General features: G+C 66.7%; 20 protein-coding genes. 14 read left to right on the forward strand and 6 right to left on the reverse strand.

Annotated elements, in window-relative coordinates; all coding sequences use genetic code 11:
* Window positions 1-145: 145 nt before the first annotated feature.
* From AC1MCD_RS08190 to AC1MCD_RS08205, 4 genes are read left to right on the forward strand one after another with little or no spacing between them, the layout of a single operon-like run.
* Complete coding sequence (locus AC1MCD_RS08190) at window positions 146-1,744, forward strand: cytochrome ubiquinol oxidase subunit I (protein WP_498677510.1); 1,599 nt, start codon at window positions 146-148, stop codon at window positions 1,742-1,744.
* 21 nt (window positions 1,745-1,765) lie between these two features.
* On the forward strand, window positions 1,766-2,815 hold the full coding sequence (gene cydB, locus AC1MCD_RS08195; protein WP_498677511.1) for a cytochrome d ubiquinol oxidase subunit II: 1,050 nt from the start codon (window positions 1,766-1,768) through the stop codon (window positions 2,813-2,815).
* A 6-nt stretch (window positions 2,816-2,821) separates the two neighbouring features.
* Entirely contained in the window at window positions 2,822-6,406 is a 3,585-nt protein-coding gene (cydD, locus tag AC1MCD_RS08200; protein WP_498677513.1) for a thiol reductant ABC exporter subunit CydD, read from the forward strand.
* 22 nt (window positions 6,407-6,428) lie between these two features.
* The gene (locus AC1MCD_RS08205; RefSeq protein ID WP_498677514.1) at window positions 6,429-7,421 is read left to right on the forward strand and encodes a GNAT family N-acetyltransferase; all 993 of its coding nucleotides are present in this window, start codon (window positions 6,429-6,431) and stop codon (window positions 7,419-7,421) included.
* Here AC1MCD_RS08205 and AC1MCD_RS08210 read toward each other — a convergent pair whose 3' ends face one another.
* Window positions 7,422-7,940 carry a DinB family protein gene (locus AC1MCD_RS08210; protein WP_498677515.1) on the reverse strand — a complete coding sequence of 173 codons (519 nt, stop codon included), beginning with the start codon at window positions 7,938-7,940 and terminating at the stop codon, window positions 7,422-7,424.
* 9 nt (window positions 7,941-7,949) lie between these two features.
* Entirely contained in the window at window positions 7,950-10,460 is a 2,511-nt protein-coding gene (locus tag AC1MCD_RS08215; RefSeq protein ID WP_498677517.1) for a DNA gyrase/topoisomerase IV subunit A, read from the reverse strand.
* A gap of 112 nt (window positions 10,461-10,572) precedes the next feature.
* Between AC1MCD_RS08215 and AC1MCD_RS08220 the strand changes: the two genes are divergently transcribed.
* The 3 genes from AC1MCD_RS08220 to AC1MCD_RS08230 are packed head-to-tail and all read left to right on the forward strand — an operon-like array spanning window position 10,573 to window position 15,277.
* Window positions 10,573-13,257 carry a bifunctional acetate--CoA ligase family protein/GNAT family N-acetyltransferase gene (locus tag AC1MCD_RS08220; RefSeq protein ID WP_498677518.1) on the forward strand — a complete coding sequence of 895 codons (2,685 nt, stop codon included), beginning with the start codon at window positions 10,573-10,575 and terminating at the stop codon, window positions 13,255-13,257.
* A gap of 42 nt (window positions 13,258-13,299) precedes the next feature.
* Window positions 13,300-14,043, forward strand: coding sequence for a DUF5998 family protein (locus tag AC1MCD_RS08225; protein WP_498677519.1), 744 nt, complete (start codon window positions 13,300-13,302; stop codon window positions 14,041-14,043).
* A gap of 1 nt (window position 14,044) precedes the next feature.
* The gene (locus tag AC1MCD_RS08230; protein ID WP_498677520.1) at window positions 14,045-15,277 is read left to right on the forward strand and encodes an alkaline phosphatase family protein; all 1,233 of its coding nucleotides are present in this window, start codon (window positions 14,045-14,047) and stop codon (window positions 15,275-15,277) included.
* A 15-nt stretch (window positions 15,278-15,292) separates the two neighbouring features.
* Here AC1MCD_RS08230 and sepH read toward each other — a convergent pair whose 3' ends face one another.
* Complete coding sequence (sepH, locus tag AC1MCD_RS08235) at window positions 15,293-16,666, reverse strand: septation protein SepH (protein WP_498677522.1); 1,374 nt, start codon at window positions 16,664-16,666, stop codon at window positions 15,293-15,295.
* 182 nt (window positions 16,667-16,848) lie between these two features.
* On the opposite strand from sepH, the gene AC1MCD_RS08240 reads away from it, so the two are divergent.
* Window positions 16,849-17,148: a DUF4193 domain-containing protein gene (locus tag AC1MCD_RS08240; protein WP_498677523.1), complete on the forward strand. Its 300-nt coding sequence runs from the start codon at window positions 16,849-16,851 to the stop codon at window positions 17,146-17,148.
* Window positions 17,149-17,201: 53 nt separating this feature from the next.
* On the opposite strand, the gene AC1MCD_RS08245 is transcribed toward AC1MCD_RS08240, so the two are convergent.
* Complete coding sequence (locus AC1MCD_RS08245; protein ID WP_498677524.1) at window positions 17,202-17,690, reverse strand: DUF3093 domain-containing protein; 489 nt, start codon at window positions 17,688-17,690, stop codon at window positions 17,202-17,204.
* Between the two features lie 114 nt (window positions 17,691-17,804).
* Here AC1MCD_RS08245 and dut point away from each other — a divergent pair, with 114 nt between their 5' ends.
* The 4 genes from dut to AC1MCD_RS08265 all read left to right on the forward strand — a co-directional run bounded on the left by dut (window position 17,805) and on the right by AC1MCD_RS08265 (window position 20,339).
* The gene (gene dut / locus AC1MCD_RS08250; protein ID WP_498677525.1) at window positions 17,805-18,344 is read left to right on the forward strand and encodes a dUTP diphosphatase; all 540 of its coding nucleotides are present in this window, start codon (window positions 17,805-17,807) and stop codon (window positions 18,342-18,344) included.
* Between the two features lie 123 nt (window positions 18,345-18,467).
* Entirely contained in the window at window positions 18,468-19,190 is a 723-nt protein-coding gene (locus AC1MCD_RS08255; RefSeq protein WP_498677527.1) for a DUF3710 domain-containing protein, read from the forward strand.
* Window positions 19,191-19,290: 100 nt separating this feature from the next.
* Window positions 19,291-19,551, forward strand: coding sequence for a hypothetical protein (locus tag AC1MCD_RS08260; RefSeq protein ID WP_498677529.1), 261 nt, complete (start codon window positions 19,291-19,293; stop codon window positions 19,549-19,551).
* The gene (locus AC1MCD_RS08265; RefSeq protein ID WP_498677530.1) at window positions 19,548-20,339 is read left to right on the forward strand and encodes a DUF3159 domain-containing protein; all 792 of its coding nucleotides are present in this window, start codon (window positions 19,548-19,550) and stop codon (window positions 20,337-20,339) included. The genes AC1MCD_RS08260 and AC1MCD_RS08265 overlap by 4 nt, the downstream gene beginning before the upstream one ends.
* On the opposite strand, the gene AC1MCD_RS08270 is transcribed toward AC1MCD_RS08265, so the two are convergent.
* Entirely contained in the window at window positions 20,306-21,052 is a 747-nt protein-coding gene (locus tag AC1MCD_RS08270) for a potassium channel family protein (RefSeq protein WP_498677531.1), read from the reverse strand. The genes AC1MCD_RS08265 and AC1MCD_RS08270 overlap by 34 nt on opposite strands.
* The gene (locus AC1MCD_RS08275) at window positions 21,052-21,723 is read right to left on the reverse strand and encodes a potassium channel family protein (RefSeq protein WP_498677533.1); all 672 of its coding nucleotides are present in this window, start codon (window positions 21,721-21,723) and stop codon (window positions 21,052-21,054) included. The genes AC1MCD_RS08270 and AC1MCD_RS08275 overlap by 1 nt, the downstream gene beginning before the upstream one ends.
* Before the next feature lie 118 nt (window positions 21,724-21,841).
* Here AC1MCD_RS08275 and AC1MCD_RS08280 point away from each other — a divergent pair, with 118 nt between their 5' ends.
* Together AC1MCD_RS08280 and AC1MCD_RS08285 are read left to right on the forward strand one after the other, a co-directional pair.
* Window positions 21,842-23,818 (forward strand): APC family permease, encoded by a 1,977-nt coding sequence (locus tag AC1MCD_RS08280; RefSeq protein ID WP_498677535.1) that lies wholly within the window; start codon window positions 21,842-21,844, stop codon window positions 23,816-23,818.
* Window positions 23,815-25,236, forward strand: coding sequence for a class I SAM-dependent RNA methyltransferase (locus AC1MCD_RS08285; RefSeq protein WP_498677537.1), 1,422 nt, complete (start codon window positions 23,815-23,817; stop codon window positions 25,234-25,236). The genes AC1MCD_RS08280 and AC1MCD_RS08285 overlap by 4 nt, the downstream gene beginning before the upstream one ends.
* Window positions 25,237-25,293: the final 57 nt, after the last annotated feature.

Consider the following 25,293-nt stretch of genomic DNA (forward strand, 5'->3'; position numbering starts at 1 on the left):
AGAACACAGCGTGTTTCGCAGCCTTGTGGGGCGCGGGGTGAGGTGGAACTCTTGTTTTTACAGTGCTCGCCGCATTGTTCTACACTCTGTAGAAGTTACAGTTCTACGAATCGTAGAAGTTGAACCCCGACCCCGAGGGACTGCTGTGGAAGCTCTGGAAATCGCACGCTGGCAATTCGGCATCACCACCGTGTACCACTTCATGATGGTGCCCCTGACCATCGGGCTGGGCCTGGTGGTGGCCGTGATGCAGACCATCTGGCATCGGACCGGCAAGGTTGAATACCTCAGGATGACCAAGTTCTGGGGCAAGCTGTTCCTGATCAACTTCATCATGGGCGTGGCCACCGGCATCGTTCAGGAGTTCCAGTTCGGCATGGCCTGGAGCGAATACAGCCGGTTCGTGGGTGACGTCTTCGGGGCTCCGCTCGCACTGGAATCGTTGTTGGCGTTCTTCGTTGAGTCCACGTTCCTGGGGCTATGGATCTTCGGCTGGAAGCAGCTGAAGCCATCCATCCACCTCGCCTGCCTGTGGATTGCCGTGGTGGGATCGGTCTTTTCCGCCTACTTCATCATTGTGGCCAACAGCTGGATGCAGCACCCGGTCGGCGCGGAAATCATCGACGGCCGGCCGGTCATGACGGACGCCTGGGCAGTGTTCACCAACAACACCGCACTCGTGGCATTCCCGCACACCCTGATGGGAGCCTTGGCTGTGGCCGGCGGATTCCTCCTGGGCATCGCCTGGTACCACCTCTGGCGCAGGCGCAAGGACGGTATCGACACCATCGGCCCTGACGGCAAGGTGGTTCCCGGGGAAGCAGCCATTCCCGGCCGCGACAAAACCGACTACAAAGTCTGGATCCGCTCCCTGCGGATCGGCGCCGTCGTCGCGATGATCTCGTTCGCCGGCACCGCACTCACCGGCGACCTGCAGGGCAAGCTGATGTTTGAGCAGCAGCCCATGAAGATGGCCGCCGCCGAAGCCGCCTGCCACGACGGCACCGGATTTTCGGTCCTCAGCGTCGGAAACCTCGGCTCCAAGAACTGCGACGACATTACGGCTGTGATCGAAGTGCCGGGCATCCTGTCCTTCCTCGCCAAGGGCGACTTCACCACGGAGGTCAAGGGCGTTAACAGCCTCCTGGACCAGTACAAGGCCGACTACGGTACGCACCTGCCGGACAACCCGATCTACGGCGAGCGGGCCGGCCAGGAAATCCAGTACGTCCCCGTCATGGAAGTCACGTACTGGGGCTTCCGGATGATGATCGGCTTCGGCGGGGTGGCGGCGCTGGCAGCGCTCGTTGCCCTCTGGCTGACCAGGAAGGGCACCGTCCCGGCGTCGCCCTGGCTGATGCGATTGGCAGTCTTTGGCATCCTGGCCCCGTTCGGCGCCAACGCCGCCGGCTGGATTTTCACCGAAATGGGCCGGCAGCCGTTTGTCGTGGCGCCCAACCCGGACCTGAACGGCATTGACCAGGTGTTTATGTTCACCGCGGCGGCCGTTTCGCCCGGAGTGTCGGCCGGCGAACTGCTCACGTCACTCATCGTCCTGTCCGCTGTGTACGGCGCCCTGCTGGTGGTGGAGGTCAAACTCCTCGTCAAGTACATCCGCGGCGGAGTGGTTTCCGCCATGCCGGAACTGGCGAATGCCCCGGTGGATGAGAACGAGGACGCCACCCCGGGCCCCGGCACCGGCACCGCCAAACCCGCCGACGACGTCCTGGCATTCGCCTACTAAGAAGACCAGAGGATATTCGATATGGAACTGCTGCCCACTATCTGGTTCATCATCATCGCGGTGCTCTGGACCGGCTACCTCTTCCTTGAAGGCTTTGACCTCGGCGTCGGAATGCTGATGAAGCTGTTCGCGCGGAACAACACCGAGCGCAGGGTGCTGCTGAACACGGTGGGCCCGGTCTGGGACGGCAACGAGGTCTGGCTCATTACGGCGGGCGCCGCCACCTTCGCGGCGTTCCCGCTCTGGTACGCCTCGCTGTTCTCCGCCCTCTACCTCCCCCTCCTGGTGGTCCTCGTCGCCCTGATCTTCCGTGCGGTGGCGTTCGAGTACCGCGGCAAGGTGGATAACGACGGTTGGCGTGCACGCTGGGACTGGGCCATTGCCCTGGGCTCCGTCTTCGCCGCGTTCGGCGTGGGCGCTGCCCTGGCGCTGACCACCACCGGCCTGCCGCTGAACGCGAACGGTGACCGTGTAGGCGGTGCCATGGCCTGGTTCAGCGGCTACGCCGTCCTGGGCGGGCTGGCCGTGGTGGGGTTCTCCCTGCTCCACGCCCTGGCGTTCCTGGCACTGAAGACCGACGGCGACGTGCGGCACCGTGCCCGCGCCTGGTTTGTCCGGCTGCTGCCGGTCCTGCTCCTTCCCATGGCCGGCTGGGCACTGGCCCTCCAGTTCCTGGAGGGCGAGCTGTGGACCTGGGCCGCGGTGCTCCTCGCCGTAGTGGCGGCAGTCGCGGCATGGGTCCTGGCGCGGCGCGGAGCCGAAGGCCGCGCGTTCATGGCGATGGGGGCTTTCCTGCTCCTGGGCAGTGCATCGATCTTTGGCGCAGTATTCCCGGTGGTGTTGCCCTCAACCCTCGACCCGGCGTTTGACCTGACCATCGCCAACGCTTCCTCCTCTGACTACACCCTCGGCCTCATGAGCGTGGTGGCAGCGGTGGGCCTGCCCCTGGTGATCGTCTACCAGGCGTGGACCTACTGGGTGTTCCGCCGCCGGGTCAGCGCCGACCACATCCCGGCGGCCCACAGTTTCCTGCCGGCAGTGGCCGTCAGGGCATTTACCACTAAGGACTGACCCCGCGTGCGCCCAGACTTTCCTGCCGGACCGGCCACCCGTTCCGCCGTCTACTGGCTCGGCCTGCTGGCAGCGCTGAAAGCGCTCGCGCTGGTCCTCATGGGACAATCCGTGGCAGCCATGCTCTCCGGGCTGGCCACCGGGAATGATTCCTGGCAGGACCAGCTGCCCTGGGGCCTGACAGGCGTGGTCCTGAGGTCCATCACCGTGTGGGCGCAGGGCATCGCCGCCCGCCGGGCCGCGCTGGGGATCAAGGAGGAGCTAAGGCAGGAACTGCTGGCCCGCGCCCTCCGGAACGGCGCACGCAGCACCGGTCCGGCCGACGGCGGCCTGGCCGTCCTGGCGACGCGCGGCCTGGACGCGCTGGACAGCTACTACACCCAGTTCCTGCCCGCACTGGTGAACTGTGCCACGATCCCGCTGCTGCTGGGCGCACGCATCCTCTTCGCCGATTGGGTCAGCGCTGTTGTGGTTGTCCTGACGGTTCCGCTGGTCCCGCTGTTTATGGTGCTGATCGGCCGGTACACCGAGGACCACGTCCGCGAGGCGCAGGAAACCCTCACCCGGCTATCCGCCCACATGTTGGAGCTGGCCAAGGGGCTGCCCGTGCTGGTGGGCCTGGGCCGTGCCACCGCGCAGCGCAAGGCCCTGGAGGAGATCTCCGAGGAATACCGTGCGAAGACGATGGGGACGCTGCGCACCGCGTTCCTTTCCGCCCTGGCACTGGAACTCATAGCCACCATTTCGGTGGCCGTGGTGGCTGTCTTCATCGGCGTCCGCCTGGTGCACGGCGACATGGCCCTCGAAGCAGGCCTCCTGGCGCTCATCCTGGCACCGGACTGCTACCTGCCGCTTCGCGAACTGGGCACTGCACACCACGCCAGCGATGATGGCCGGGCAGCGCTCGCCGCGACCCGGACGGTCACCGATGCACCCGAGCCGCGGCCGCTTTCTATCGGGGGCACCGCCGCCGGCGCCACCCGCGGAGTGCCGGTCCTTCCCGCGGACGACGGCGGCACCCGGCTTTCCGCGCCCGACTCGGGGGGAGTGACGGTCACCGATCTCACGGTCACCTATGCGGGCAGGGCGGGAGCCGCCGTCGGGCCTCTCACCTTCACGGCCCCGCCGGGCCAGATCACTGCCATGGACGGCCCCAGCGGCGCGGGCAAAAGCACGGTGCTTGGCGTGCTGGCCGGGACGGTGGGCGACGGCGGCGGAACCGAAGTGTCCGGGCACCTGTCCGGCTTTGACCGCAGCGCCATCGCCTGGGTTCCACAGCACCCGGTCATGGTGGCGGATTCGGTCCTCGAAGAGGTCACGCTCTACGTCAACAGTGGATCTGCGGACGAGGCGCACCAGACGGCCCGCGAGTGCCTGGCCGCGGCTGCCGCCGGTCACCTTGCCGGCCACCATCCGGCCGAGCTGAGCCCGGGGGAACTGCGGCGTGTCGCGTTGGCCCGCGGCCTGGCCCGCATCCGGGCTGGTGCCACCGTGCTCTTGCTTGATGAACCGACAGCCCACCTGGACGCGGCTTCGGCGGGGCTGGTGCAGGAGTCCATCCGCGCCCTCCGCGGACAGGTCACCGTCATCCTGGTGGCGCACGACCAGCAGACCCGCGAACTGGCAGACCACCTGGTGCCCGTCTCGGTCCGCGGAATCACGGCACGGTCGGAGACCACGTCGATGCCGGACACAGCGGAGCATCCCGCAGGGCTGAGCAACGCAACAGGGGGCAGTGAAGATCCGCAGGCTCCCGGAACCCCCGGGCGGGGAGAGCCCGTCCCCGCTGCGGGGAATGGCCAGACGGCTCCCACCACGCGGCTGCTGGGCAGCCTCCTGGCGCCCGTGGCCGGCCGGTTCTCGGGCGCAGCCGTGGTGGGGACCTTTGCCGCGATCTTCGCCGTGGCGCTGTCCGGACTGTCCGGCTGGCTCATCATCAGGGCGAGCGAGCAGCCGCCCATCCTCTACCTGCTGACCGCCATCGTGGGTGTCCGGTTCTTCGGAATCGGGCGGGCCGTCCTGCGCTACTGGGAACGGCTCCTGCTGCACGACGCCGTCTTCGGTGCCCTCACCCGGCTCCGCGGCCGGCTCTGGGAATCGCTGAGCCGCAAGGCCCTGTCCCTGCGGCGGCTCCTGCAGGGCGGCAACGTCCTGGGAACGGTGATTGACGACGTCGATACCATCCGGGACCTGCTGCCGCGCGTTGTGCTACCACCCATGACCGCTCTTGCGGTGGGCGGTTCGGCGCTGCTGGCCACCACCCTGGTGGCCCCGGCCGCGCTGCCCGCAGTAGCCATTGCCGCAGCCCTGAGCCTGATTGTGGCGCCGGCAGCTGCAGTCCGCGGTGACAGGCAGTCGGCCACGGCGGAACAGCGGCTGCGCGCCGGCGTCCTGCGGCGCACGTCCGCGGCCCTGGACGCACGGGCTGAACTGCACGCCAACGGCATCGCGGCAGCAGTCCTGAACGCGCTTCGGTCCGAGGACCGCACGGCAACCAAAGCATCCCAGCGCTCGGCCTGGGCGGAAGGCCTCGGCCAGGCGATCACGGTGGCTGCCTGCGGAACAGCCGCACTGGCCGCCGCCGTGCTGACAGCCCCCCAGGTCATTGCCGGCGCCATGGAACCCGCCACGGCTGCAGTGATAGTTCTCCTGCAGTTGGCGCTGGTGGAACCGTATGCAGCCATGACGACGGCGGTCCGTCAGTACCCTGCCCTGCGTTCAGTCATGCGGCGGGTTGCAGAGTCCGGTGTGCTTGACGCCACCGCAACGGCCGCAGAAGGCGACGGGCGGCACGAGGTCCCGGCCCGCGCCGGTGCCGCCCCCGGGGTGGAACTGTCCAACCTTGCGGCGGCATGGCCAGGCGGCAGCACAGTGTTCTCAGGGGTGTCGGCAACAGCCGGGCCGGGCAGTTGGCTGGCCGTCACAGGGCCTTCCGGTGCCGGTAAGTCCACCCTCCTCGCGGTACTCCTGGGCTTCCTCCCGGCCGCGGCCGGCAGGGCCGCGGTGACCGGGACGGCAGCCTGGTGCCCGCAGGAGGCACACCTGTTCGATTCGACCCTGCGCGGCAACCTGCTGCTGGGCCTGCCGGCACCGACAGCGGCACCGACAGCGGCACCGACACCCGTACCCGCAACCGGAGCCGGAGCCGGGCCCGAAGCCGGGCCCGACGGTTCGTCGGGCTACGGCACGGTCTCTTCCACCGCCCGTGACCGGGAGCTCGCGGCGGCGCTGGCCGCCGTCGGCCTTAATGCCCTGGTGTCGCGCCTGCCTGACGGGCTGGACACCAGGATCGGCCCGGGCGGCTCGTTCCTGAGCGGCGGCGAGCGGCAACGGCTCGCCGTGGCGCGGACCATCCTGACGGGCGCCGAGGTAATCCTGCTGGACGAGCCCACAGCCCATCTGGACGCTGAATCCGGACGGGGAATGCTGGCCGACCTCCGCGCCGGCCTCAAGGACCGCACAGTGGTTATGGTGACCCATAATCCAGCCGATATCCACCCGGCTGACACCGTTCTGAACCTGTCCGCGGCATCACTGACAGGCGCCGCGGGCAGTCACAGGGTGCCGTATCCGGAGGGGAGCCTTCGCTAGCCGGATGTCATAGCCTGTTGCCATGAACCAGGAACCAAGAGTCTACTTTCCGCAGCTTCACTGGCGGCCGGCAGCGGCTTCCGACATTCCGGCGTGGGCCGCGTTGATCGCACGGACGGCCGCCGCGGAGAACCCCGTCTGGTACGAACGGGAGGCAGACCTCGAGCAGCAGGTGGCGTCCGGGAAGAACCCGCTGGCCGCCAATACCGTGCTGGGCCTGGACGGTGGCGGCGTCATCCGGGCCTATGCCAGGATTTCGAAGAACCCGGAAGCGGACAAGGCCCACGGATTTGGCTGCGTCGACCCGGAGTGGCAGCGCCGCGGGGTGGGAACGGCACTTCTTGGCTGGCTGGAGCAGCGGACCCGGCAACGCTTCGCCGCAGACGCCGAGGGCACCGAAACCTCGGTCCGGCCACGCCTTCGGATCGGCACCGAGCAGCAGCACGCGCACCAGGCCAGGATGCTGGAGGCAGCCGGCTACACGGTGGTCCGCTACTTCAATGAGATGCACCGGTCACTGGAGCAGCCGTTGCCCACAAACGTCCTGGCCGGCGGCCTGGTGCTGGCGCCCATGGCGCCGGAATGGCACGAACAAGTCCGCCTCGCGCACAACGAGGCCTTCAGCGACCACTGGGGCAGCGAACCGCGGGATGAGGAGGCCTGGTCCTTCACACTCAACCATCCACATACCCGGCCCGACCTGAGCGCGGTGGTGTTGGACGCCGCCACCGGAACAGTGGCGGGATACCAGCTGGCCGCCCACGATCCGGACATCGCCGTCCAGCGTGGATTCCGCGAGGGCTACACCTTACTGCTGGGAGTGCGGCAGGAACACCGCGGCAGGGGCATCGCCCAAGCGCTGCTGGCCGATGCCATGCACCGTTTTACCGACGCCGGAATGGACGTGGCGTCGCTGGATGTGGACTCGGAAAACCCCACGGGCGCGCTGGCTCTCTACACAAAGATGGGCTACCGGGCAGTCAGCCGCAGCATGGCGTGGGATAAGGAGCTGTAATCAGCCGTCCACATCGTGAAGGTGGTGGACCACATCATGCAGGAAATACTGCGACAGGGTCAGGACGGTGAACTCCGAGCCGTTGCCGCGCAGGCCCGTCCGGCCCCACTCTGACTCCCGGACGCCGGCGAAGGACGCAGCGATCTGTTCGCCTTCTGCTGTCAGCTCGGCGCTGACCACTGTGGGATCGGCGCTGGGGTAATCCTTCTCGACTGCCGTCCGGTCCTGGTCCCAGTTGTCGAACCGGGCGTCCTCGGAAGCGAGCATCAGGTTCAACCGCTGGTCGAACAGCGCAAAAACGTCGCGGACGTGGCAGGCGTACTCCAAGGCCGACCACGTGTTCGCGTCCGGACGTTCGGCAACTTCTGGCCTCCGGAGCACTGCCCGCCAGCGCGGAAGCATGTTCGACACGCTGCCAGAGACGGTGGAGGGGGTGACGGTGGACGCGTCGAAGGAGCACTCCGGGCAGGGCCGGGAGAGTACCCAGGTCCAGTCCTTCTCATCGGGAATGATAGGCATGGCAGCAGTCTAGGCCGGATCGGTCCATGCCATGGCCGGCCCCACCGCGTCCACGGCCTGGGACAGTGGAATTCCCGAACCGTCACGCCGGCCGTGTTCCTGCGGCAGCGATCTGGCCACGCCCGCCAGCGAGGATGCCTTGGCCGGTCCGTGCCCTGCCCAGCCCAACAGGAGGGTGTCCTCGCCCTTGAGGAAACGGTGGGCGCGGACACCGGCTGTGGCGCGGCCCTTGGCCGGATACTCGGCGAAGGCCGTCACCTTCGCGGCACCGGGCGCGGTACCCGGCAGGGCGCCGTCGGTCCCCGCGATGGTGACCACGACGGCGGCGTCATCGTCCGGCGCTACCGCACCGAAGAACACCACGTGATCGCCGTCGGCAAGCTTGATGCCGGCCATGCCGCCCGCTGTCCGGCCCTGGGCCCGGACGTTCGCGGCGCTGAACCGGAGCAGCTGCGCTTCCCGGGTCACGAACACAAGGTCAGTGTCCTCTGGCCCGGCCGGAGCCACACCCACCACCACGTCCTTGTCCTTGAGGGCAATGACCTCCCAGTCCTCGCGGTTCAGGGGATAGTCCGGCTGGACCCGCTTGACCACGCCCTGTGCAGTGCCGATGGCGAGGATCTCATCCAGCGGCGCGAAGGCCACCAGCGTTTCACCCTTCAGCAGGGTGATGAAGTCCTTGGCCGGGACACCGCCGGCGAGGTTGGGCAGCCCGGACATCGGCGGCAGCACCGGCATGTCCATGACTTGCAGCCGCAGCATCCGACCCTGCGAGGTGACGGCGGCGATTTCACCACGGGCGGAGGTCTTGACCACCGAGCGGAACACATCATGCCTGACGCGCGGACCGGACTCGGCGAGCGGTTCCTGGTTGGACGTGCGCGCAATCTGGCCTGACGCCGTGAGGATCGCCCAGCAGGGATCGTCCGCGATCTCCAGGGCCAAGGGTGCGGCTTTGCCCTTCGCTCCGGGGGCAGCAGCCAGGGCGGCTGCCACTGTGGGGGAGACGGCCTCGGATTCGAGCAGGACGGTCCGGCGCGGCGTGCCGTATTTTTCGGCAATCTCGCCGAGTTCAGCTGACACGAGTCCGCGCAGCCGTTCCTCCGAGCCGAGGATGGCCTCAAGCTCCGCAATTTCGCGGCGGAGCTCGTCCTGTTCCTTCTCCAGCTCGATCCGTGAGTACTTGGTCAGCTGGCGCAGCCGCAGTTCCAGGATGTAGTTGGCCTGGATTTCGGTGAGGTCGTAGATGGACATCAGCCGTTCGCGGGCGGCGGCCACCTCATCCGAGGAACGGATGATCTGGATGACCTCGTCAATGTCCACGATGGCGATCAACAGACCCTCCACCAGGTGCAGGCGGTCCTTTTTCTTGCCCAGCCGGAACGCCGTGCGCCGACGGACCACATCGATGCGGTGGCCAACATAGACGGACAGCAGATCCACAAGCCCGAGGGTCTGCGGCTGGCCGTCCACCAGCGTCACGTTGTTGATGCCGAAGGAATCTTCCATGGGGGAGTAGCGGTACAGCTGCTGGAGCACGGCATTCGGGTTGAACCCGTTCTTCAGCTCGATGACAAGGCGGAGCCCGTGCTTGCGGTCCGTGAGGTCAACGATGTCGCTGATGCCGGTCAGCTTCTTGCCGTTGACCGCATCCTTGATCTTCTCGATCACCTTTTCCGGGCCCACCATGTAGGGCAGTTCGGTGACCACCAGGCCGGTGCGCCGGGCAGAGAGCTGTTCGATCTCCACCTTGGCCCGGGTTTTGAAGGATCCGCGTCCGGTGGCATAGGCGTCACGGATGCCGTCCAGGCCCACGATCCGGCCGCCCGTGGGAAGGTCCGGCCCGGGGACAAACCGCATGAGGTCATCCAGCGTGGCGTCCGGATGCGCGATCAGGTGCCGGGCTGCGGAGATGACCTCCACCAGGTTGTGCGGGGCCATGTTGGTAGCCATGCCCACGGCAATGCCCGTGGCACCGTTGACCAGCAGGTTGGGAAACGCTGCCGGAAGCACGTCCGGCTGGGTCAGTTGATTGTCGTAGTTGGGGACAAAGTCCACCACGTCTTCGTCGAGGTGGTCGGTCAGTGTCAGGGCCGCCGCCGCGAGGCGGGCTTCGGTGTACCGGGGAGCCGCCGGGCCGTCATCGAGCGAGCCGAAGTTGCCGTGGCCGTCGATGAGCGGCAGGCGCAGCGAGAAGTCCTGGGCCATGCGCACCATGGCGTCGTAGATCGCGGTGTCGCCGTGGGGGTGGAGCTTACCCATGACCTCGCCCACCACACGCGCGCTCTTGACGTGGCCGCGGTCGGGCCGGAGGCCCATCTCGCTCATCATGTACAGGATCCGGCGCTGCACCGGCTTCAGTCCGTCCCTGGCATCGGGCAGGGCCCGGGAGTAGATCACCGAATAGGCGTACTCCAGGAAGGAACCTTCCATCTCGGACGTGACATCGATGTCCACGATGTTCTCGACGAAATCCTGGGCGGCTTCCCCGGCTGGGGGTGGGCTTTGGCGGCGGGCCATGGGGCTGGTGGATCCTTCTGGGTTACTGATGGTGCTCTGGTGGGGCGCAGTTTCCTGGCGCCGTTTCGTTGGCGCAGGGCCTGCGGCGTCTGTTTGTGGTTAGGCTAAGCCTATGGTGGATCAGCCCGGGGACGGCGAATATCCGGAACATTGGGAAGCCGATGTCGTGCTCAGGGACGGCGGCACCGCGCACCTGAGGCCAATTCATGCCAGTGATGCGGACGCTGTGCAGGCTTTCCACACCGGACAGTCCCAGAACTCAATCTACATGCGCTTCTTTACCTTCAAGGCCCGGCTGTCCACCAAGGAGCTCAAACGCTTCACGGAAGTGGACTACAGGGACCGGGTGGCGCTGGTCATCACCTTCGGGGGTGAAATCCTGGGTATTGGCCGCTACGACAGGCTCGATGACCCGGCCGAGGCTGAGGTCGCCTTCAACATCGCGGACGCCCACCAGGGCAGGGGAATCGGTTCCATCCTCCTGGAACACCTCGCCGCAGCCGCACACGAAAACGGAATCCGCCGCTTCACCGCCGAGGTGCTGCCGGAAAACCGCAAAATGCTGATGGTTTTCGCCGACGCAGGCTACGACGTCAAACGCCATTTCGACGACGGCGTGGTCAGCCTGGAGTTCAACATCGGGTCCACCGAGAAATCCCGGGCAGTGATGGCGTCACGCGAGCACCGCGCCGAGGCGAGGAGCGTGCGGGACCTGCTGACGCCGTCGTCCGTTGCGGTCATCGGTGCCAGCCGCAAATGGGGGACTGTGGGCCACCAACTGCTCGAACACATTATCGAGGGCGGCTTTCCAGGGCCGGTGTACGCCATCAACCCCGAGGCGCTGGAGCTCGCCGGAATGATGTCGTTCGGCAAGCTCTCCGAGGTCCCGGACCCGGTACAGCTTGCCGTCATCGCTGTTCCCTATGCGGAAGTGCCCGGTGTGGTGGACGACTGCGCCGCGGCCGGAGTCAAAGGGCTGGTGATTGTGTCAGCCGGTTTCGCGGACGACGGCGAACGCGGCCTGCAGCGCCAGCGGGACCTGGTCCGGAAGGCACGGGCGAACGGCATGCGGGTCATTGGACCGTCCTCGCTCGGGATCGTGAACACGCATCCGGACGTATCCCTCAACGCGTCCATGGCGCCCGAGATGCCGCGGCGCGGCGGCCTGGGGCTCTTCAGCCAGTCGGCGGCCATCGGTGTGTCCCTCTACGCGGCGTCCAGCCGGCGCCGGCTGGGACTTTCCACGTTCCTCTCGGCCGGCAACAGGGCCGACGTATCCGGCAACGACATGATGCAGTTCTGGGAGGACGACGCCGACACCACCGCGGTGGGCCTCTACCTTGAGTCAATCGGCAACCCGCGCAAATTCTCCCGGATCGCCCGGCGCCTTGCCCGCACCAAGCCGGTGGTTGTAGCCAAGTCCGAAACCATGGGACTGCGGCTGCCGCCCGGCCACGCTGTCAGGACCACCCAGGCGCCGGCCGGGGCACTGGACGCGATGATGCGGCAGGCCGGCGTCATCCGGGTGGAGACCATTGAACAGCTCACGGACGTCTCCCAGATCGTAGCTGGCCAGCCACTGCCCGCGGGACCACAGCTGGCCATCTTCAGCAACTCCATGGCACTGGGCAAAGTGGTGGCCGACAGCGCTGAAGCCCACGGCCTTGCCGTCCACAGGATCGTCACCGACGTGGATCTCGAAGCGGGAATGTCCCTCGCACTGCCGGCTCTCCGCCGCAGCCTCGAGGACACACTCGCGTCAGACGCCGTACACGCCGTGGTGGCCGCGCTGCTGCCGGTCCGCGGACTCACGGTGGACAGCATCGCCGAAGTGCTGGCCGAGTGCTCAGCGGCAGCAGGCAAACCGGTGGTGGCCGCCTTTACGGGAATCCTTGATGCCTCCGTCTACGTGGAGGGGATGGTGGGCTCCGAGGCGCGCACCGTACCGTGCTTCTCGAACCCGGGCGCGGCCGTGGCGGCGCTCGCAGCCGTGGTGCGTTATTCCGAGTGGCTGGCCCGGGACCCTGGCCATTTTGTGGAACCCGCAGGCTGCGATCCGGAAGGCGCAGGCATGCTCCTGGACGAGCTGCTCCAGGATGTCCAGGGGGCCGAGTTGAAGGCCCTGGATGCCGAGTCCACGGCGTCGCTGCTCTCCCACTACGGCATTCCCGTGCTGCCATCCGCCGGGTTCGAGTCGGCGGACGAAGCGGTGGACGCTGCGGGCCGGCTGGGCTGGCCGGTGGCCCTGAAGACCACTGATCCGGCCCTCCGGCACCGGCTGGACCTTGGCGGAGTGCGGCTGGACATCGAGGACGCGGACTCCCTGCGCCGGACCATCGAGCAGATGCGCCGCTCGCTGACGCCCTACGGTTCACGGTCCCTGGAGGTGCAGTCCATGGCCCCGGTGGGCCAGGCCTGCACGTTCCGGGCCATTGAGGATCCGCTGTTGGGGCCGGTGATCTCATTCGGCCTGGCCGGGGACGCCGTCAACCTGCTCGATGACTGGGCGCACCGCGTACCGCCGCTCTCCGCTGCCGACGTCAAGGACTTCGTCCGCGGACCGCGCGCCGCCCGCAAGCTGCTGGGCTACCCGGGCCTGCCCGCCGTCGACATGGACGCCCTCGAGGATCTCGCCGGCCGGCTGGCCTGGATGAAGGACAACCATCCGGAAATAGCCCTGGTTGAATTCAACCCGGTCCTCTGCGGAGCAGAAGGATTGTCCATCCTGGCCGCGGAGATCCGGATCGGCAACGCTGCCCGGCGCACTGACAGCGCCCGCCGGGCCATGCTGGGCTAAGCACGGTTAGCATGTCCACGGCCGATCTGTGAAAATGGGGGCATGAGCTCACAGCCTTCCCAGTCGACGCCATCCACGCCCGGCGATGAGAACCAGGCAACCCGACCCCACAGCTCACACAGCCACACGCCCCAGGCTTTGAGCCTGGACGACGCTCTCCAGAAGGCCGGCTTCTACCCGCCCCTGGTGGCCGACGTCGTTGACGACGCGTTGGACGGCCGCGAATGCGTGGCACACCTGGTGCACCTGGAAACCCACTTCGACCGCGCTGAGGTCCGCCGCCACATCACGGTACTGGTCCTGACCTCCGACATGCTGGTGATCACCCACGTGGATGACCAGCAGCTCGACGAGGCCGGCGAACAAATCGTCGCCCAGATCTCCACCGAGTCAGTGCCGGTGGCACAGATCCGCTCAGTGGTCCTGAGCTACATGTATTCGCAGCCACAAAACTACAAGCCCTCGGACCCGGTCCGGGAAGTCACCCTCGCGATCGCCTGGTCCGGCGGCCAGCGGTTGGATATGGGTCCGGCAAGTTGCGGTGATCCCCAGTGCGAGGCAGACCACGGCTACAGCGGCACGATTGCCCAGGAAGACATCGTCCTGCGCATCAGCGCCGAAGCGGACGGCCCCCAGGCAGTCCAGGACGCCAAGCTCTTTGCCCGCGCCCTGCGGGCCGTGAACACCGGCTCCACAGCCCCGGTGCTCCATGCCGGCCAGACGCTGCAGCCCCGGCCCAGGACCGGTGTGTTCGGCAACAGGCTCAGCCGCGGGCACCAGCGCTGAGATGCCGGAGCAAACAAAGGCGACTCTCTCAGCAGCCCCGGCCGAAGGCAACACCCGGCCACTGAACGTGCCGCCGGCTCCCGCGTTTGGCCGGCGGTCCGTTGCCGAGGTCCTCACCAGCGCCGCAGCAAGCCTGGGCGTGGAAGGGTTCGCCAACGCCCTGGGGCTGCCACCTGCGTCGCGTGTCTGCGTGGTCCTGGCTGACGGCCTTGGCCGCAACCTGCTGAAGCAAAAGTCCGCCCACACCCCGTTCCTGCGCTCCGTCATGCAGGCCGGGCAGGGCGAGGTCCCCGTCTGGCTGGACTCCACGTTTCCCTCCACCACTGCGGCGGCCCTGGCCAGCTTCGGCACCGGACTCCCGCCCGGCCAGCACGGCATGGTGGGCTACGACGTCCTGGATCCCGCACAGGACAAAGTGGTCAACATGCTGGGCAACTGGGATGCAAATGTGGACCCGCTCGCCTGGCAGCCGCACCCCACCGTGTTCGAACGGGCAGCCGCGTCCGTCACGGTAACCACAGTCAGCCTGCCGCAGTTCGGCGACTCGCCCATGACCCGCGCAGCCCTCCGCGGCGGGAATTTCGTCTCCGCGGTCACCGCCCACGCCCGCACGGCTGCCGCTGCCGAAGCCATGGCCGTAGCAGGCCCCGCCCTGATGTACTTCTATATCAACGAACTGGACAAGGCAGGCCACCGCTACGGCTGCCAGTCAGAGCAGTGGGAACACCAGCTCGAAGAGCTCGACGCCACGGTCAAACGGCTCAATTCGTCCCTGCCGGCCGGAACCACCGTCCTTCTCACCGCAGACCACGGCATGTTGGACGTGCCCGAACAGCAGCGGATCGACTACGCGGCGGACCCGTCCCTTATTGAGGGGGTGCGGCACACGGCGGGGGAACCGCGGATGGTGCACCTCTACCTTGACGATCCGGCCGATGCCGGGGCGCGGGAACGCCTCCTGGCGGCCTGGCGCACCCGTTTCGGCGACAGGATCTGGGCATTCAGCCGGGATGAGGCCATCGCGGCCGGGCTGTTTGGGTCCGTGAGCCCGGCCGTCGGGCCCCGGATCGGTGATGTGATGATTGCTGCGCGGGACGCTCTTGCGCTCTACGACACCCGCCGCGTCCGGCCTGCGGCCATGGAGGTCGTGGGCCAGCACGGTTCGCTCACCAAAGCCGAACGTGAAGTTCCGCTCCTGTGCTTCGCCGCTGAAGGCAAGGCCCGGGGACGCTGAGGACTTAGTCGCCGCTTAGTCCCGCTTGGTCCCAAAGACGATTTCATCCCAGCTGGGCACGGTTGACCGTTTCGGTTTGGCCGGCTGCCGCTCAGGCAGATCGGCGTCCTGGTGCCGGCCCGGTGCCGGTTCATCGCTGCCGGCCGCGTAGGCCGCGCGGCGGGGGCTGCCGCCCAGGAGTTCGTCCAGGCCCACACTCGGTGCGGGCGGCCCGGCTTCCCCTTGCCCTTCCGCCGGGGCAACCGGATGTGCCGGACGTAGAGGAGACGCCACAATGGTGATTTCCCGCGTCTCGGTGCTAACGCCGTCGTGCAGTTTCAGGTTGTCATCTTCATCATCAGCAGGGCGGTGCGGCGGAATGAGGCTCAGGCGGGACAGCATGGACGGACGGCCGTCACGCTTGCGGGCCGCGGGATCCAAATGAGCGGCCGGTGCTGTGCTGTCCGGACCGGTGGTTTCCGCGGGTGCGTCTTCCTGGCTGGCCTGCTCCGCATCCTCGGTGGCGCGTTGCTCAGGCGTCACCTCCGACGGGCGCGGGTGCGCTGCCGGCACACCGTGCGTCAGCAGCAATGCCAGGGCATCGTCAGCGTCCTCGTCCACCCCAAGACGCTGGCCGCGGCGGGAACGAAGCATGTCCAGAAGTCCATCGGACTCCTTGGCCTGCAGAATGGGCTGCGGTCCGGTCGCATTGCGGGCAGCCGCTTCGGCGTCGGTCTCAAAATCGAAAGGACGGTCGGACACTGCCGTCAGCCGGCGTGCGGGGACGGGTCCGTCCAGCGGCTCGAGTTCGCTGAGCTGCTGGGCCCAACGGTTGGCGTTCTGCAGCGATTTGCGTGCCGGACTGAAGGTCCACAGCGCCGGCGGTTCCTCACCGATGCCCGCCGGGCCCTCCCGTTTCGGTTCAAAGCGGGCCGCCACCGTCCAGTTGCCGTCCTGGCGCCGCCAGGAATCCCATTCCACCGTGGACGGTTCAATTCCGTGGGTGGACAGCCGGTGCTTCACCATGTCATCTAGGGTGGCGGGGTTGTCCCCGAAAATTGAACGGTAGGTGTCGTGGCCGGGTGAGGGCGCAGCAACCTCAACCTTCCGCGCCTGCTGGGCCACGTATTCCCGCTCGGCGAGGACGGGGCCCTCGTACCGCTCCACCTTGGCAAGGGGAAGTCCGGAGAGCTCCGCCACGTCCGCTGCGGTGGCACCGCTGCGGATGCGCGCCTGAATGTCCCGCGGGGACATCGCAATGGGCGCGACTGTTGTTGCGGTCTTCGGCGAAGACCGGCTGGCCGCCCGCAGTGCTTCATCGATCGGCAGCTGGAACATCTCGCCGCCGGCACCGCTCAACAGGAGATGCTCCCCGTCGTCGTGTACGCCTACAAGCCGTAGATCCTGCATGCAAATCCTCCACCCTGGCATTACTATCAATCGAAACTCTGCCACTGACAGGCACTGTTTTCGGTTAGGAGCAAGGGCGCGCCGCGATATTCCGGGACTTTCGCGCGCCGGGCACAAACCGGAGGTGCGCTGCGTTATCAACGGTGATACCCGCCGACGTGAAGGAACGGAGTTGAGCGGAGATGGCCACCGACTACGATGCGCCGCGCAAGACTGAAGAGGACCTCAGTGAGGATTCGCTGCAGGAGCTGAAGTCCAGGCAGACCGAGAAACCGGCGGCAGCGGTGGAGGAGGACGAGAACGACCTCGCTGCGGGCTATGAGCTTCCGGGCGCCGATCTGTCCGGTGAGGAGCTCCTGGTCCAGGTGGTACCGCCCCAGCCGGACGAGTTCACCTGTTCCTCATGCTTCCTGGTCCACCACCGTTCCCAGATCGCCCGGGAACAGAACGGCCACTTCTACTGCACCGAATGCGAAGGCTGAGCCCCGGCGCACTTCCCGGGGCTCAGGTGCCGGGCCTTACCATCCTGCGGTCCTTATTTTCCGGACAGCGCAGCGGCCAGTTCTTCAGGCCGCCGCGACGAGGTCAGCCAGTAGGGCGTCCGGTCGGACGGGTCGGTGATTTCCATCCGGACCACCGGGTCGATCCAGCCCCGGATGCAGAGGTACGCCAGACCGTTGAGCTTCGTGCCACGCTGAGCCGTGGCTTCCTTGCCCTTGTAGGCCTCCACGAGGCCGACGAAACGGCGCTCGATGGTGGCCCGGCCCACGGTCAGGGTTTCTTCGGTGACCAGGATGGTGGGAGTCGAGAGAACCAGCAGGACGGCAATGATCGCGAACAGCACCCCTGCGGCGGTGTAGCCAGCTGTCATGCTGATCGGGGCGAAGACCAGGATGCCCGCGCCGGAGATTCCCGCCGCGATGATCCAGATCCAGGCGTTGGGCCACAGTTTCTCCCGGAAGACTGCCGCAGCGCCGGCGGAGGGGGTGTTGGGGACAGGTGAAGCTGAACTGGATTCGGGCATGCCATCAGCTTTCCATCTTTGCCCGGCTAATTCATCTTGGCGTTCCCCCGGGGCAGCCGTGCGTTTGGTATGCGTCTAGGAGGGAACGGCGGCTGGGCGTTAGAGTGAGTGACTGTGACTGACGAACTCGCCACTGTTGAAACCGTACCTGACCCTGTTATCTCCGGCTCCGCGCCGGAGGGAGCCGCCTACGGTGCGCCCACGCTGCAGGTACAGCTGAAAATGCTCGACGCCGGCCTGGAAGCGCCGTCGTACGCCCACCCCGGCGATGCCGGTGCTGACCTCAGGGCCAGGGAAGATGTGGTGTTGCAGCCCGGCGAGCGAAAGCTGGTGCCGACGGGCGTTTCGCTCGCCCTCCCGGACGGGTTTGTCGCGCTGATCCACCCCCGATCGGGCCTGGCCACGAAGCATGGGCTGACTATCGTCAACGCTCCGGGCACCGTGGATGCCGGTTACCGCGGTGAAATCTCCGTGACGTTGCTGAATACCGATGCGCGGGACGCCATCGAACTGCGGCGCGGCGATAGAATTGCACAGATGGTCATTCAGCGCGTGGAGTACGCGCAGTTTGTCCCTGTCAACGAATTGAGTGAATCCGTTCGGGGCGCCGGCGGGTTCGGTTCCACCGGCGGTTTCACGCCGCGAAACGCCTGACACCCGCCGTGTGCATGCACCCGCAATGTGCATGCAGCGGCGCGAGGGCTGCCCACAGCAGTGCTGAATTCAGCGGGACCCCCGGGCCCGGCCGGGCACTTTCACAACTAAGGAGACAAACCCATGGTTTTTGGGCTCGGCAGGAAATCCAAGAAGGAACAGGACGCCGAACAGGACGAATCCTCCGCGTCAGCGGAATCAGGGGATTCCACCCGGGCGGCTTCGGAAGATACGGGACGGCGGGCCAACGGACCCTTCGATGTATCCGAAATCGACAGCCATGACGGCTACGTTGATCTCGGTGCCCTGCTCATCGCGCCGAGCGAGGGACTCCAGCTCCGGCTCGAGGTTGAAGAAGCTACCCAGCGCGTGGTGGCCGTGACCATGGACCTGAACGGTTCAAGCCTGCAGTTGCAGGCCTTTGCCGCCCCCAAGACCGAGGGGCTGTGGGACGAAATTCGCGAGCAGATCGGCCAGTCCGTGGGAAGCCAGGGCGGCCAGGTGGAGGAAGTGAAGGGCACTTTCGGAACCGAACTGGTCGCCAAACTGCCTGCCGGTGCCTCTGACGGAAGCCAGGGTTACCGGGTGGCCCGTTTCATCGGCGTGGACGGACCGCGGTGGTTCCTTCGCGGCGTCCTCGGCGGGGAAGCGGCAATGGAGCGTGAGGCCGCCGCTCCGCTGGAAGCCCTGTTCCGCCGGATCGTGGTGATCCGTGGCGACAGCCCCATGCCGCCGCGCGACCTGCTTCAACTCCGCCTGCCAAAGGACGCCAGCACCACCCCGCCGCCCTCCGCCACTGAGTTCAAGGAGCCGGAGCGCGGTCCGGAAACCACACAGATTGGCTGATTCCCAGCATGTATCTCCGGAACCCTCGCCTCACGCGGGCGTACCGGTCAGCCGGCTCCCGGAAAGGGGCCGGGTGCTTTGCCACGGGTTCATTGAATCGGTGACCTTCCTGCCGGCCAATCAAAGCCCGGCGTTCACGGCAATCGTCTCTGACCTCGACAACCCGCGCGCCGGCGCAGGCAACGGAGCCGGCCAGGGAAGCGAAAAGCGCCTCCGCGTCGTCTGGCTGGGCCGGCGCAGGGTGCCGGGGATCGAAGCCGGTACGGAAGTGCGGGTCGAAGGCATGCTGACCCAGAGCCACGGCCTCCCCACCATTTTCAATCCGCGCTACGAAATCATCTCCAGCCAGGAGCACGAATGACCCCGTCCCAGCTGCCCGAGCCGTCCTCCGGACCAGACCGGCACCATCCGGAACCCGCCCGGCCCGAGGCGTCCCGCCCGGAACCGTCTCCGATGGCAGGACTTGCGGAGGATTACGCGGCCAAAGCCGGATTGCACCGGACCCATGACGGCCGGATCGACGTCCTCAAGAGTGCCGGCGGAGTCCAGGGCATCGCCGAGAGCATCGTCCCGGGACTGGCATTCCTCGTGACGTTCACGATCACCAGGGACCTCACCCTGTCACTGGTGGGGGCGCTGGCGTCCGCTGCAGTTTTTACCGTGGTCCGCCTGGTCCAGCGGCGTCCGCTGACCCAGGCCCTGGCCGGAGTGGTGGGCGTGGGTATCTCGGCCTGGCTTGCCAACACCACAGGAAAGGCGGAGGACTTCTACCTTCCCGGCTTTTTCACCAACGCCGCGTACATCGTTGCCATGGTCATCTCCATCGCCATCAAATGGCCGGTGGTGGGTTTGCTGTTCGGATTCATCCGCAACGAAGGCGTTGAGTGGCGCAAGGACCCTGCCCGGGTCAAGGCGTACCGACTGGGCACGTGGATCATGGTGGTGGTCCTGGCCCTGCGGCTGGTTGTCCAGGTTCCGCTCTACCTGATGGGGGAGGACGGACTCGCTGCCCTCGCCACCACACGCCTGATCATGGCGACCCCGCTGTATATCCTGGGCGTCTGGATCGCCTGGCTGGTCACCCGGCCGCTGCCGGTCGACGCCGACCCCGACGCTCAGCCGTCGAAGCCGTCGTCCTCCGGGGCCTGAGACCCGGCAGGCTGCACGCCTTCGGGCCCTTCGGCGTTATCCGCAGCCTCGGCTGATTCGGCGGACAGCAGTGTCCGCAGGTCGTCTTCCGCGGCGATGGTGGTGACAAAGAACAACTCGTCGCCGCCGTCGATCACGTCGTCGCGGCTGGGCGTGATGGGCGCATGGTCACGGAGGATCGCCACCAGGGTGGCGTCCTCGGGCCACTCGATGTCACCGACTGTCAGGCCGATGACGTGGGAATCGTGCGGCACTGTGAACTCCACCAGCGAAGACACCCCGGTCTGCAGGGTCAGCAGGCGGACGAGGTCACCGATCTCCACCGCCTCTTCCACCAGCGCGGTCATCAGCTGGGGGGTGTTGACGGCAACGTCCACGCCCCAGGAATCGTTGAACATCCAGTCGTTCTTGGGGTTGTTGACCCGGCCCACCGTTCGGCCCACGCCGAATTCGGTCTTGGCCAGGAGTGAGACCACCAGGTTGACTTTGTCATCCCCGGTTGCAGAGACCACGACGTCGGCGTCCTCCACTTTTGCCCCCTGCAGGGTGCTGAGCTCGCAGGCGTCGCCCACCAGCCAGTGCGCGCCGCGCAGACCGCTGCGGCCGATGACCTCCGGCTTGAGGTCGATCAGCAGGATGTCGTGTTTGTGCGCCAGCAGTTCCCTCGCGATCGATGACCCCACACTGCCGGCACCGACGATAACAACTTTCACTACAACTCCTTGGCAGGTGCTTTGGCCAGGATCTGGGCGACCTGGGAACTTCGGTCCACCGGCAGCATGGCATGCACGGTATCGCCGTCCTGGTAGAGGGTGCCGGACTCAGGCAGCATGCCTTCGCCGAACCTGGTGAGGTAGGCAACCCGGACGGTTGCGGCTTTTTCGATCGCGGTGATCCGCTGGCCGACCCAGCCGGCGTCGAGGTCCACCTCGGCGAGCACCAGACGGCCGGAGGGCTCGCGGAAGTCGCCGGCGAGGTGCTGCTCGGGGAGGATGCGGCGCAGCACCTGATCAGCGCTCCAGCGCACCGCGGCCACTGTGGGGATGCCGAGCCGCTGGTAGATTTCCGCCCGGCCGGGGTCGTAGATCCTTGCCACTACATGGGGAACATGAAAGGTTTCGCGCGCCACCCGGGTTGCCAGGATGTTCGAGTTGTCGCCGCTGGACACAGCCGCGAAGGCATAGGCCTCGGCCACTCCGGCCTGTTGAAGCGTGTCCCGGTCGAAGCCCACCCCGGTGACTTTGCGTCCGGTGAAGCCCTGCCGGAGCCGGCGGAACGCCCTGTCGTCCTGGTCGATAATCGCGACGGAATGCCCTGCGTCCTCCAGTGTGTGCGCCAGGGTCGCCCCCACCCGGCCACATCCCATGATCACGAAATGCGCCACCGTGTTTCCTTACCTTCCGTCGGCTGTTGCTGCTGCAAGAACTCTACCGGCAGCCCGCGTTGTGCAGCCGCTTCGACGTCGTCATGACATGCGCCGCGAATAAGACTAACTTTGTGGAGTGCTGACAATACTGAATGCCGTAAAACGGGTGCTGGTGGGCAGGCCCTTCAGGAATGACCGGCTGGCCCACACCCTGCTGCCCAAACGGATAGCACTTCCGGTGTTCGCTTCCGATGCACTGTCATCGGTGGCCTACGCGCCGGACGAAATCCTGCTGACCCTGGCCCTTGCCGGCGTCAGTGCCGTCGCCATCTCGCCGTGGGTGGGTCTGGCCGTCATGGTGGTGCTCCTGACAGTGGTGGCGTCGTACCGCCAGAACGTGCATGCGTATCCATCCGGTGGTGGCGACTACGAAATCGCCAACGAAAACCTCGGCAAGTACGCCGGGCTGACGGTTGCCTCCGCCCTCCTGGTGGACTACGTCCTGACCGTCGCGGTCTCGATGTCCTCGGCGGCCGCGTACCTCACCACGGCCGTGCCGTCCCTGCATGGGCAGCAGGCGCTCCTGGCCACCATCGGCGTCGCGCTCCTCGCCTTGGTCAACCTCCGCGGGATCAAGGAGGCCGGAAGCGTTTTCGCCGTCCCCACCTACATCTTTATGGCCTCGATCCTGGGTATGACAGCAGTGGGTGTCTTCCAGGCGGCCACCGGCCAGCTCGGTGAGGCGCCCTCGGCGAACTTCGAGATTGTGCCGGCTCCCGGCTTCGACGAAGGGCTGGTGGGCCTGGCGGGCGCCTTCCTGCTCCTGCGTGCCTTCTCGTCCGGCGCCGCAGCCCTGACCGGTGTTGAAGCCATCAGTAACGGGGTGCCCAACTTCAAAGTGCCCAAGAGCAAAAACGCGGCCACCACCCTGCTGCTGCTCGGCACGATTGGCGCCGCGATGCTGGCAGGCATCATCTACCTGGCCAACGCCACCAGGGTTCATATTGTGCTTGACCCGGCTACCGAATTCCTCCTGAACGGCCTGCCGCTGCCCGAGGGCTACATTCAGACCCCTGCCATCAGCCAGATCGCGCAGACCATCTTCGGCCCCGGGTCCATCCCGTTCTACATCGTGGTGGCGGCCACGGGCGTGATCCTGGTGTTCGCCGCGAATACGGCCTTCAACGGCTTTCCCGTGCTGGGCTCCATCCTGGCCCAGGACGGCTACCTTCCGCGCCAGCTGCGGACCAGGGGAGACCGCCTGGCGTTCAGCAACGGCGTCCTTGCCTTGGCCGCCGGCGCACTGGTGCTGATCGTGGCGTTCAACGCAGACGTCACCAAACTGATCCAGCTCTACATCGTGGGCGTCTTCATTTCGTTCACGCTCAGCCAGTTGGGCATGATCAGGCACTGGGGCAGGCACCTGAAGCTCGCCAAGGACAAAGCGGTCCGGCGTCGGATGATGAAGTCCCGCACCATCAACACCATCGGCTTCGGCATGACAGCCCTGGTGCTGGTCATCGTGCTGATCACCAAGTTCGAACAGGGCGCCTGGATCGCGCTGCTGGCCATGGTGGTGCTGTTCCTGATCATGTGGAGCATCCACGCGCACTATGACAATGTGGCCAAGGAGTTGGCCGTGGATGAGGATTCCTCGCCGCGCGCCCTGCCGTCCCGCGTGCACGCCGTCCTGCTGGTGTCCCACGTGCGCAAACCTGTGCTGCGTGCCCTGGCATACGCGCGGGCGTCGCGGCCTTCGCGGCTGGATGCCATCACTGTGGACATCAACGCCGAGGAAACAGCGCACACGGTTGCCGACTGGGAAAAGCTTGAAATCCCCGTGCCGCTCACGGTCCTCGCCAGCCCGTACCGCGAGACCATCACTCCGATCATGGAGTATGTCAAGAACATGCGCCGCGACTCGCCCCGGGACCTCGTGGTGGTCTACATCCCCGAATATGTCGTGGGTAAGTGGTGGGAGCAGTTGGTCCATAACCAGACAGCACTGCGTATTAAGACCCGGCTGCACTTCGAACCTGGCGTCATGGTTGCCAGTGTGCCGTGGCAGCTTAAATCATCCGAAGAAGCAAAGAACCTGCAGGATATTCAATGACCCCCCAGCCCCACAGCCCTTCCACCACCGCACCCGCCCAGGGAGCCGCCGTCGAGTTGGTGCTCGACGTCGGCCCGGTGGCTCACGGCGGCCACTGCGTGGCGCGCCACGAAGGCAGGGTGATTTTTGTCCGGCACGCGATTCCCGGCGAAAAAGTCCGTGCCCGGCTCACCGACGCGGGGGAGTCAGCCAGTTTCTGGCGCGCCGACGTAGTGGAGGTGCTGGATGCCTCCCCGGACCGGGCGGAGCACTTCTGGCATGCCGCGGACTCGCTCCGTTCCTGGCAGCACGGGCACCCGCCGGTGGGGGGAGCCGAATTCGGCCATATCTCCCTGGCGCGCCAGCGCGGACTGAAGTCGGCGGTGCTGGCCGAACAGCTTAAGCGCCTCGCCGGCGTCGAACAGGTGCCCGGCGTTCCCGACCTGGAGAGCCTGGTGGAGGCCGTGGAGGGGAGCGGCCCGGAGGCCGGGTCCGGACTGGACGCAACGTACGACGCCGGCACGGGGCTCGGGTGGCGGACCCGCGCCAGCTTCTCGGTCACGGCGGCCGGAAAACTGGGCATGCATGCGCACCGTTCGGACTACGTCATTGCCGTCCGGGAGATGCCACTGGCCTCCGATCGGATTAACCGGTTGCGGCTCTGGGACCTCGATTTCCAAGGCATCGAACGCGTGGAAGTAGCGGCGCCGTCGAACGGTTCGCGCCCCCTGGTGCTGCTCGCCCCGGCGCCCGGAACCAGCCCCAAACGGCTCAACGCTGTGGCCGCGCAGCTACCCGCCGACGTTTCCGTGGCCTCGTTCGACCCCCTCACCGAATCAGTGGGGCAGTTGCGGGGCCGGACGTGGGTCCAGGAGTCCGCGGCCGGTCACGAGTACCGGGTGACCGGGCCGGGTTTCTGGCAGATCCACCGCGACGCGCCCGGGACACTTGTGGGCGCTGTCACAGAATTCCTCCACAGCGGCGGCTTCCTGGGGCCGGGTTCCGTGGTGGCGGACCTCTACGCCGGAGCGGGTCTGTTCACTGCGCCGCTGGCCGACGCCGTGGGTGAGACGGGTTCTGTCCTCTCGGTGGAAGGCGCTCCGGGAACCAGCCGGGATGCCCGCAAGAACCTTCACGGAGCCCCGCAGGTGGAAATCGTACAGGGCCGCGTGGAGCGCGTCCTCCGCCAGAAACCGCGGAATTTTGATGCCCTGCTGCTGGATCCGCCCCGCGCGGGAGCCGGGAAGGCCGTGGTCAGCCAGTTGGTTGCCGCCGGGCCCCGCGCGGTCGCCTACGTTTCGTGTGATCCGGCGTCGTTTGCCAGGGACGTGGGGTACTTCCAGCAGGCGGGGTGGACATTGGCCGGACTGCGTGCGTTTGACCTGTATCCGCACACCCACCATCTGGAGACGGTGGCGTTGCTGACGCCGGCCCGGTGATGATACTAGGATGGCGGTAGTAATCCCACGTCGCGCACCGTATTCACGGCTGACCTC

This window comes from Arthrobacter sp. BF1 (assembly GCF_056680215.1).

What these genes read in the sequence shown, in the direction of transcription:
- cydB (WP_498677511.1), top strand. Translation starts at nt 1,766, where the DNA reads ATGGAACTGCTGCCCACTATCTGGTTCATCATCATCGCGGTGCTCTGG.
- AC1MCD_RS08205 (WP_498677514.1), top strand. Translation starts at nt 6,429, where the DNA reads ATGAACCAGGAACCAAGAGTCTACTTTCCGCAGCTTCACTGGCGGCCG.
- AC1MCD_RS08210 (WP_498677515.1), bottom strand. Translation starts at nt 7,940, where the DNA reads ATGCCTATCATTCCCGATGAGAAGGACTGGACCTGGGTACTCTCCCGG.
- AC1MCD_RS08215 (WP_498677517.1), bottom strand. Translation starts at nt 10,460, where the DNA reads ATGGCCCGCCGCCAAAGCCCACCCCCAGCCGGGGAAGCCGCCCAGGAT.
- AC1MCD_RS08220 (WP_498677518.1), top strand. Translation starts at nt 10,573, where the DNA reads ATGGTGGATCAGCCCGGGGACGGCGAATATCCGGAACATTGGGAAGCC.
- AC1MCD_RS08225 (WP_498677519.1), top strand. Translation starts at nt 13,300, where the DNA reads ATGAGCTCACAGCCTTCCCAGTCGACGCCATCCACGCCCGGCGATGAG.
- AC1MCD_RS08230 (WP_498677520.1), top strand. Translation starts at nt 14,045, where the DNA reads ATGCCGGAGCAAACAAAGGCGACTCTCTCAGCAGCCCCGGCCGAAGGC.
- sepH (WP_498677522.1), bottom strand. Translation starts at nt 16,666, where the DNA reads ATGCAGGATCTACGGCTTGTAGGCGTACACGACGACGGGGAGCATCTC.
- AC1MCD_RS08240 (WP_498677523.1), top strand. Translation starts at nt 16,849, where the DNA reads ATGGCCACCGACTACGATGCGCCGCGCAAGACTGAAGAGGACCTCAGT.
- AC1MCD_RS08245 (WP_498677524.1), bottom strand. Translation starts at nt 17,690, where the DNA reads ATGCCCGAATCCAGTTCAGCTTCACCTGTCCCCAACACCCCCTCCGCC.
- AC1MCD_RS08255 (WP_498677527.1), top strand. Translation starts at nt 18,468, where the DNA reads ATGGTTTTTGGGCTCGGCAGGAAATCCAAGAAGGAACAGGACGCCGAA.
- AC1MCD_RS08265 (WP_498677530.1), top strand. Translation starts at nt 19,548, where the DNA reads ATGACCCCGTCCCAGCTGCCCGAGCCGTCCTCCGGACCAGACCGGCAC.
- AC1MCD_RS08285 (WP_498677537.1), top strand. Translation starts at nt 23,815, where the DNA reads ATGACCCCCCAGCCCCACAGCCCTTCCACCACCGCACCCGCCCAGGGA.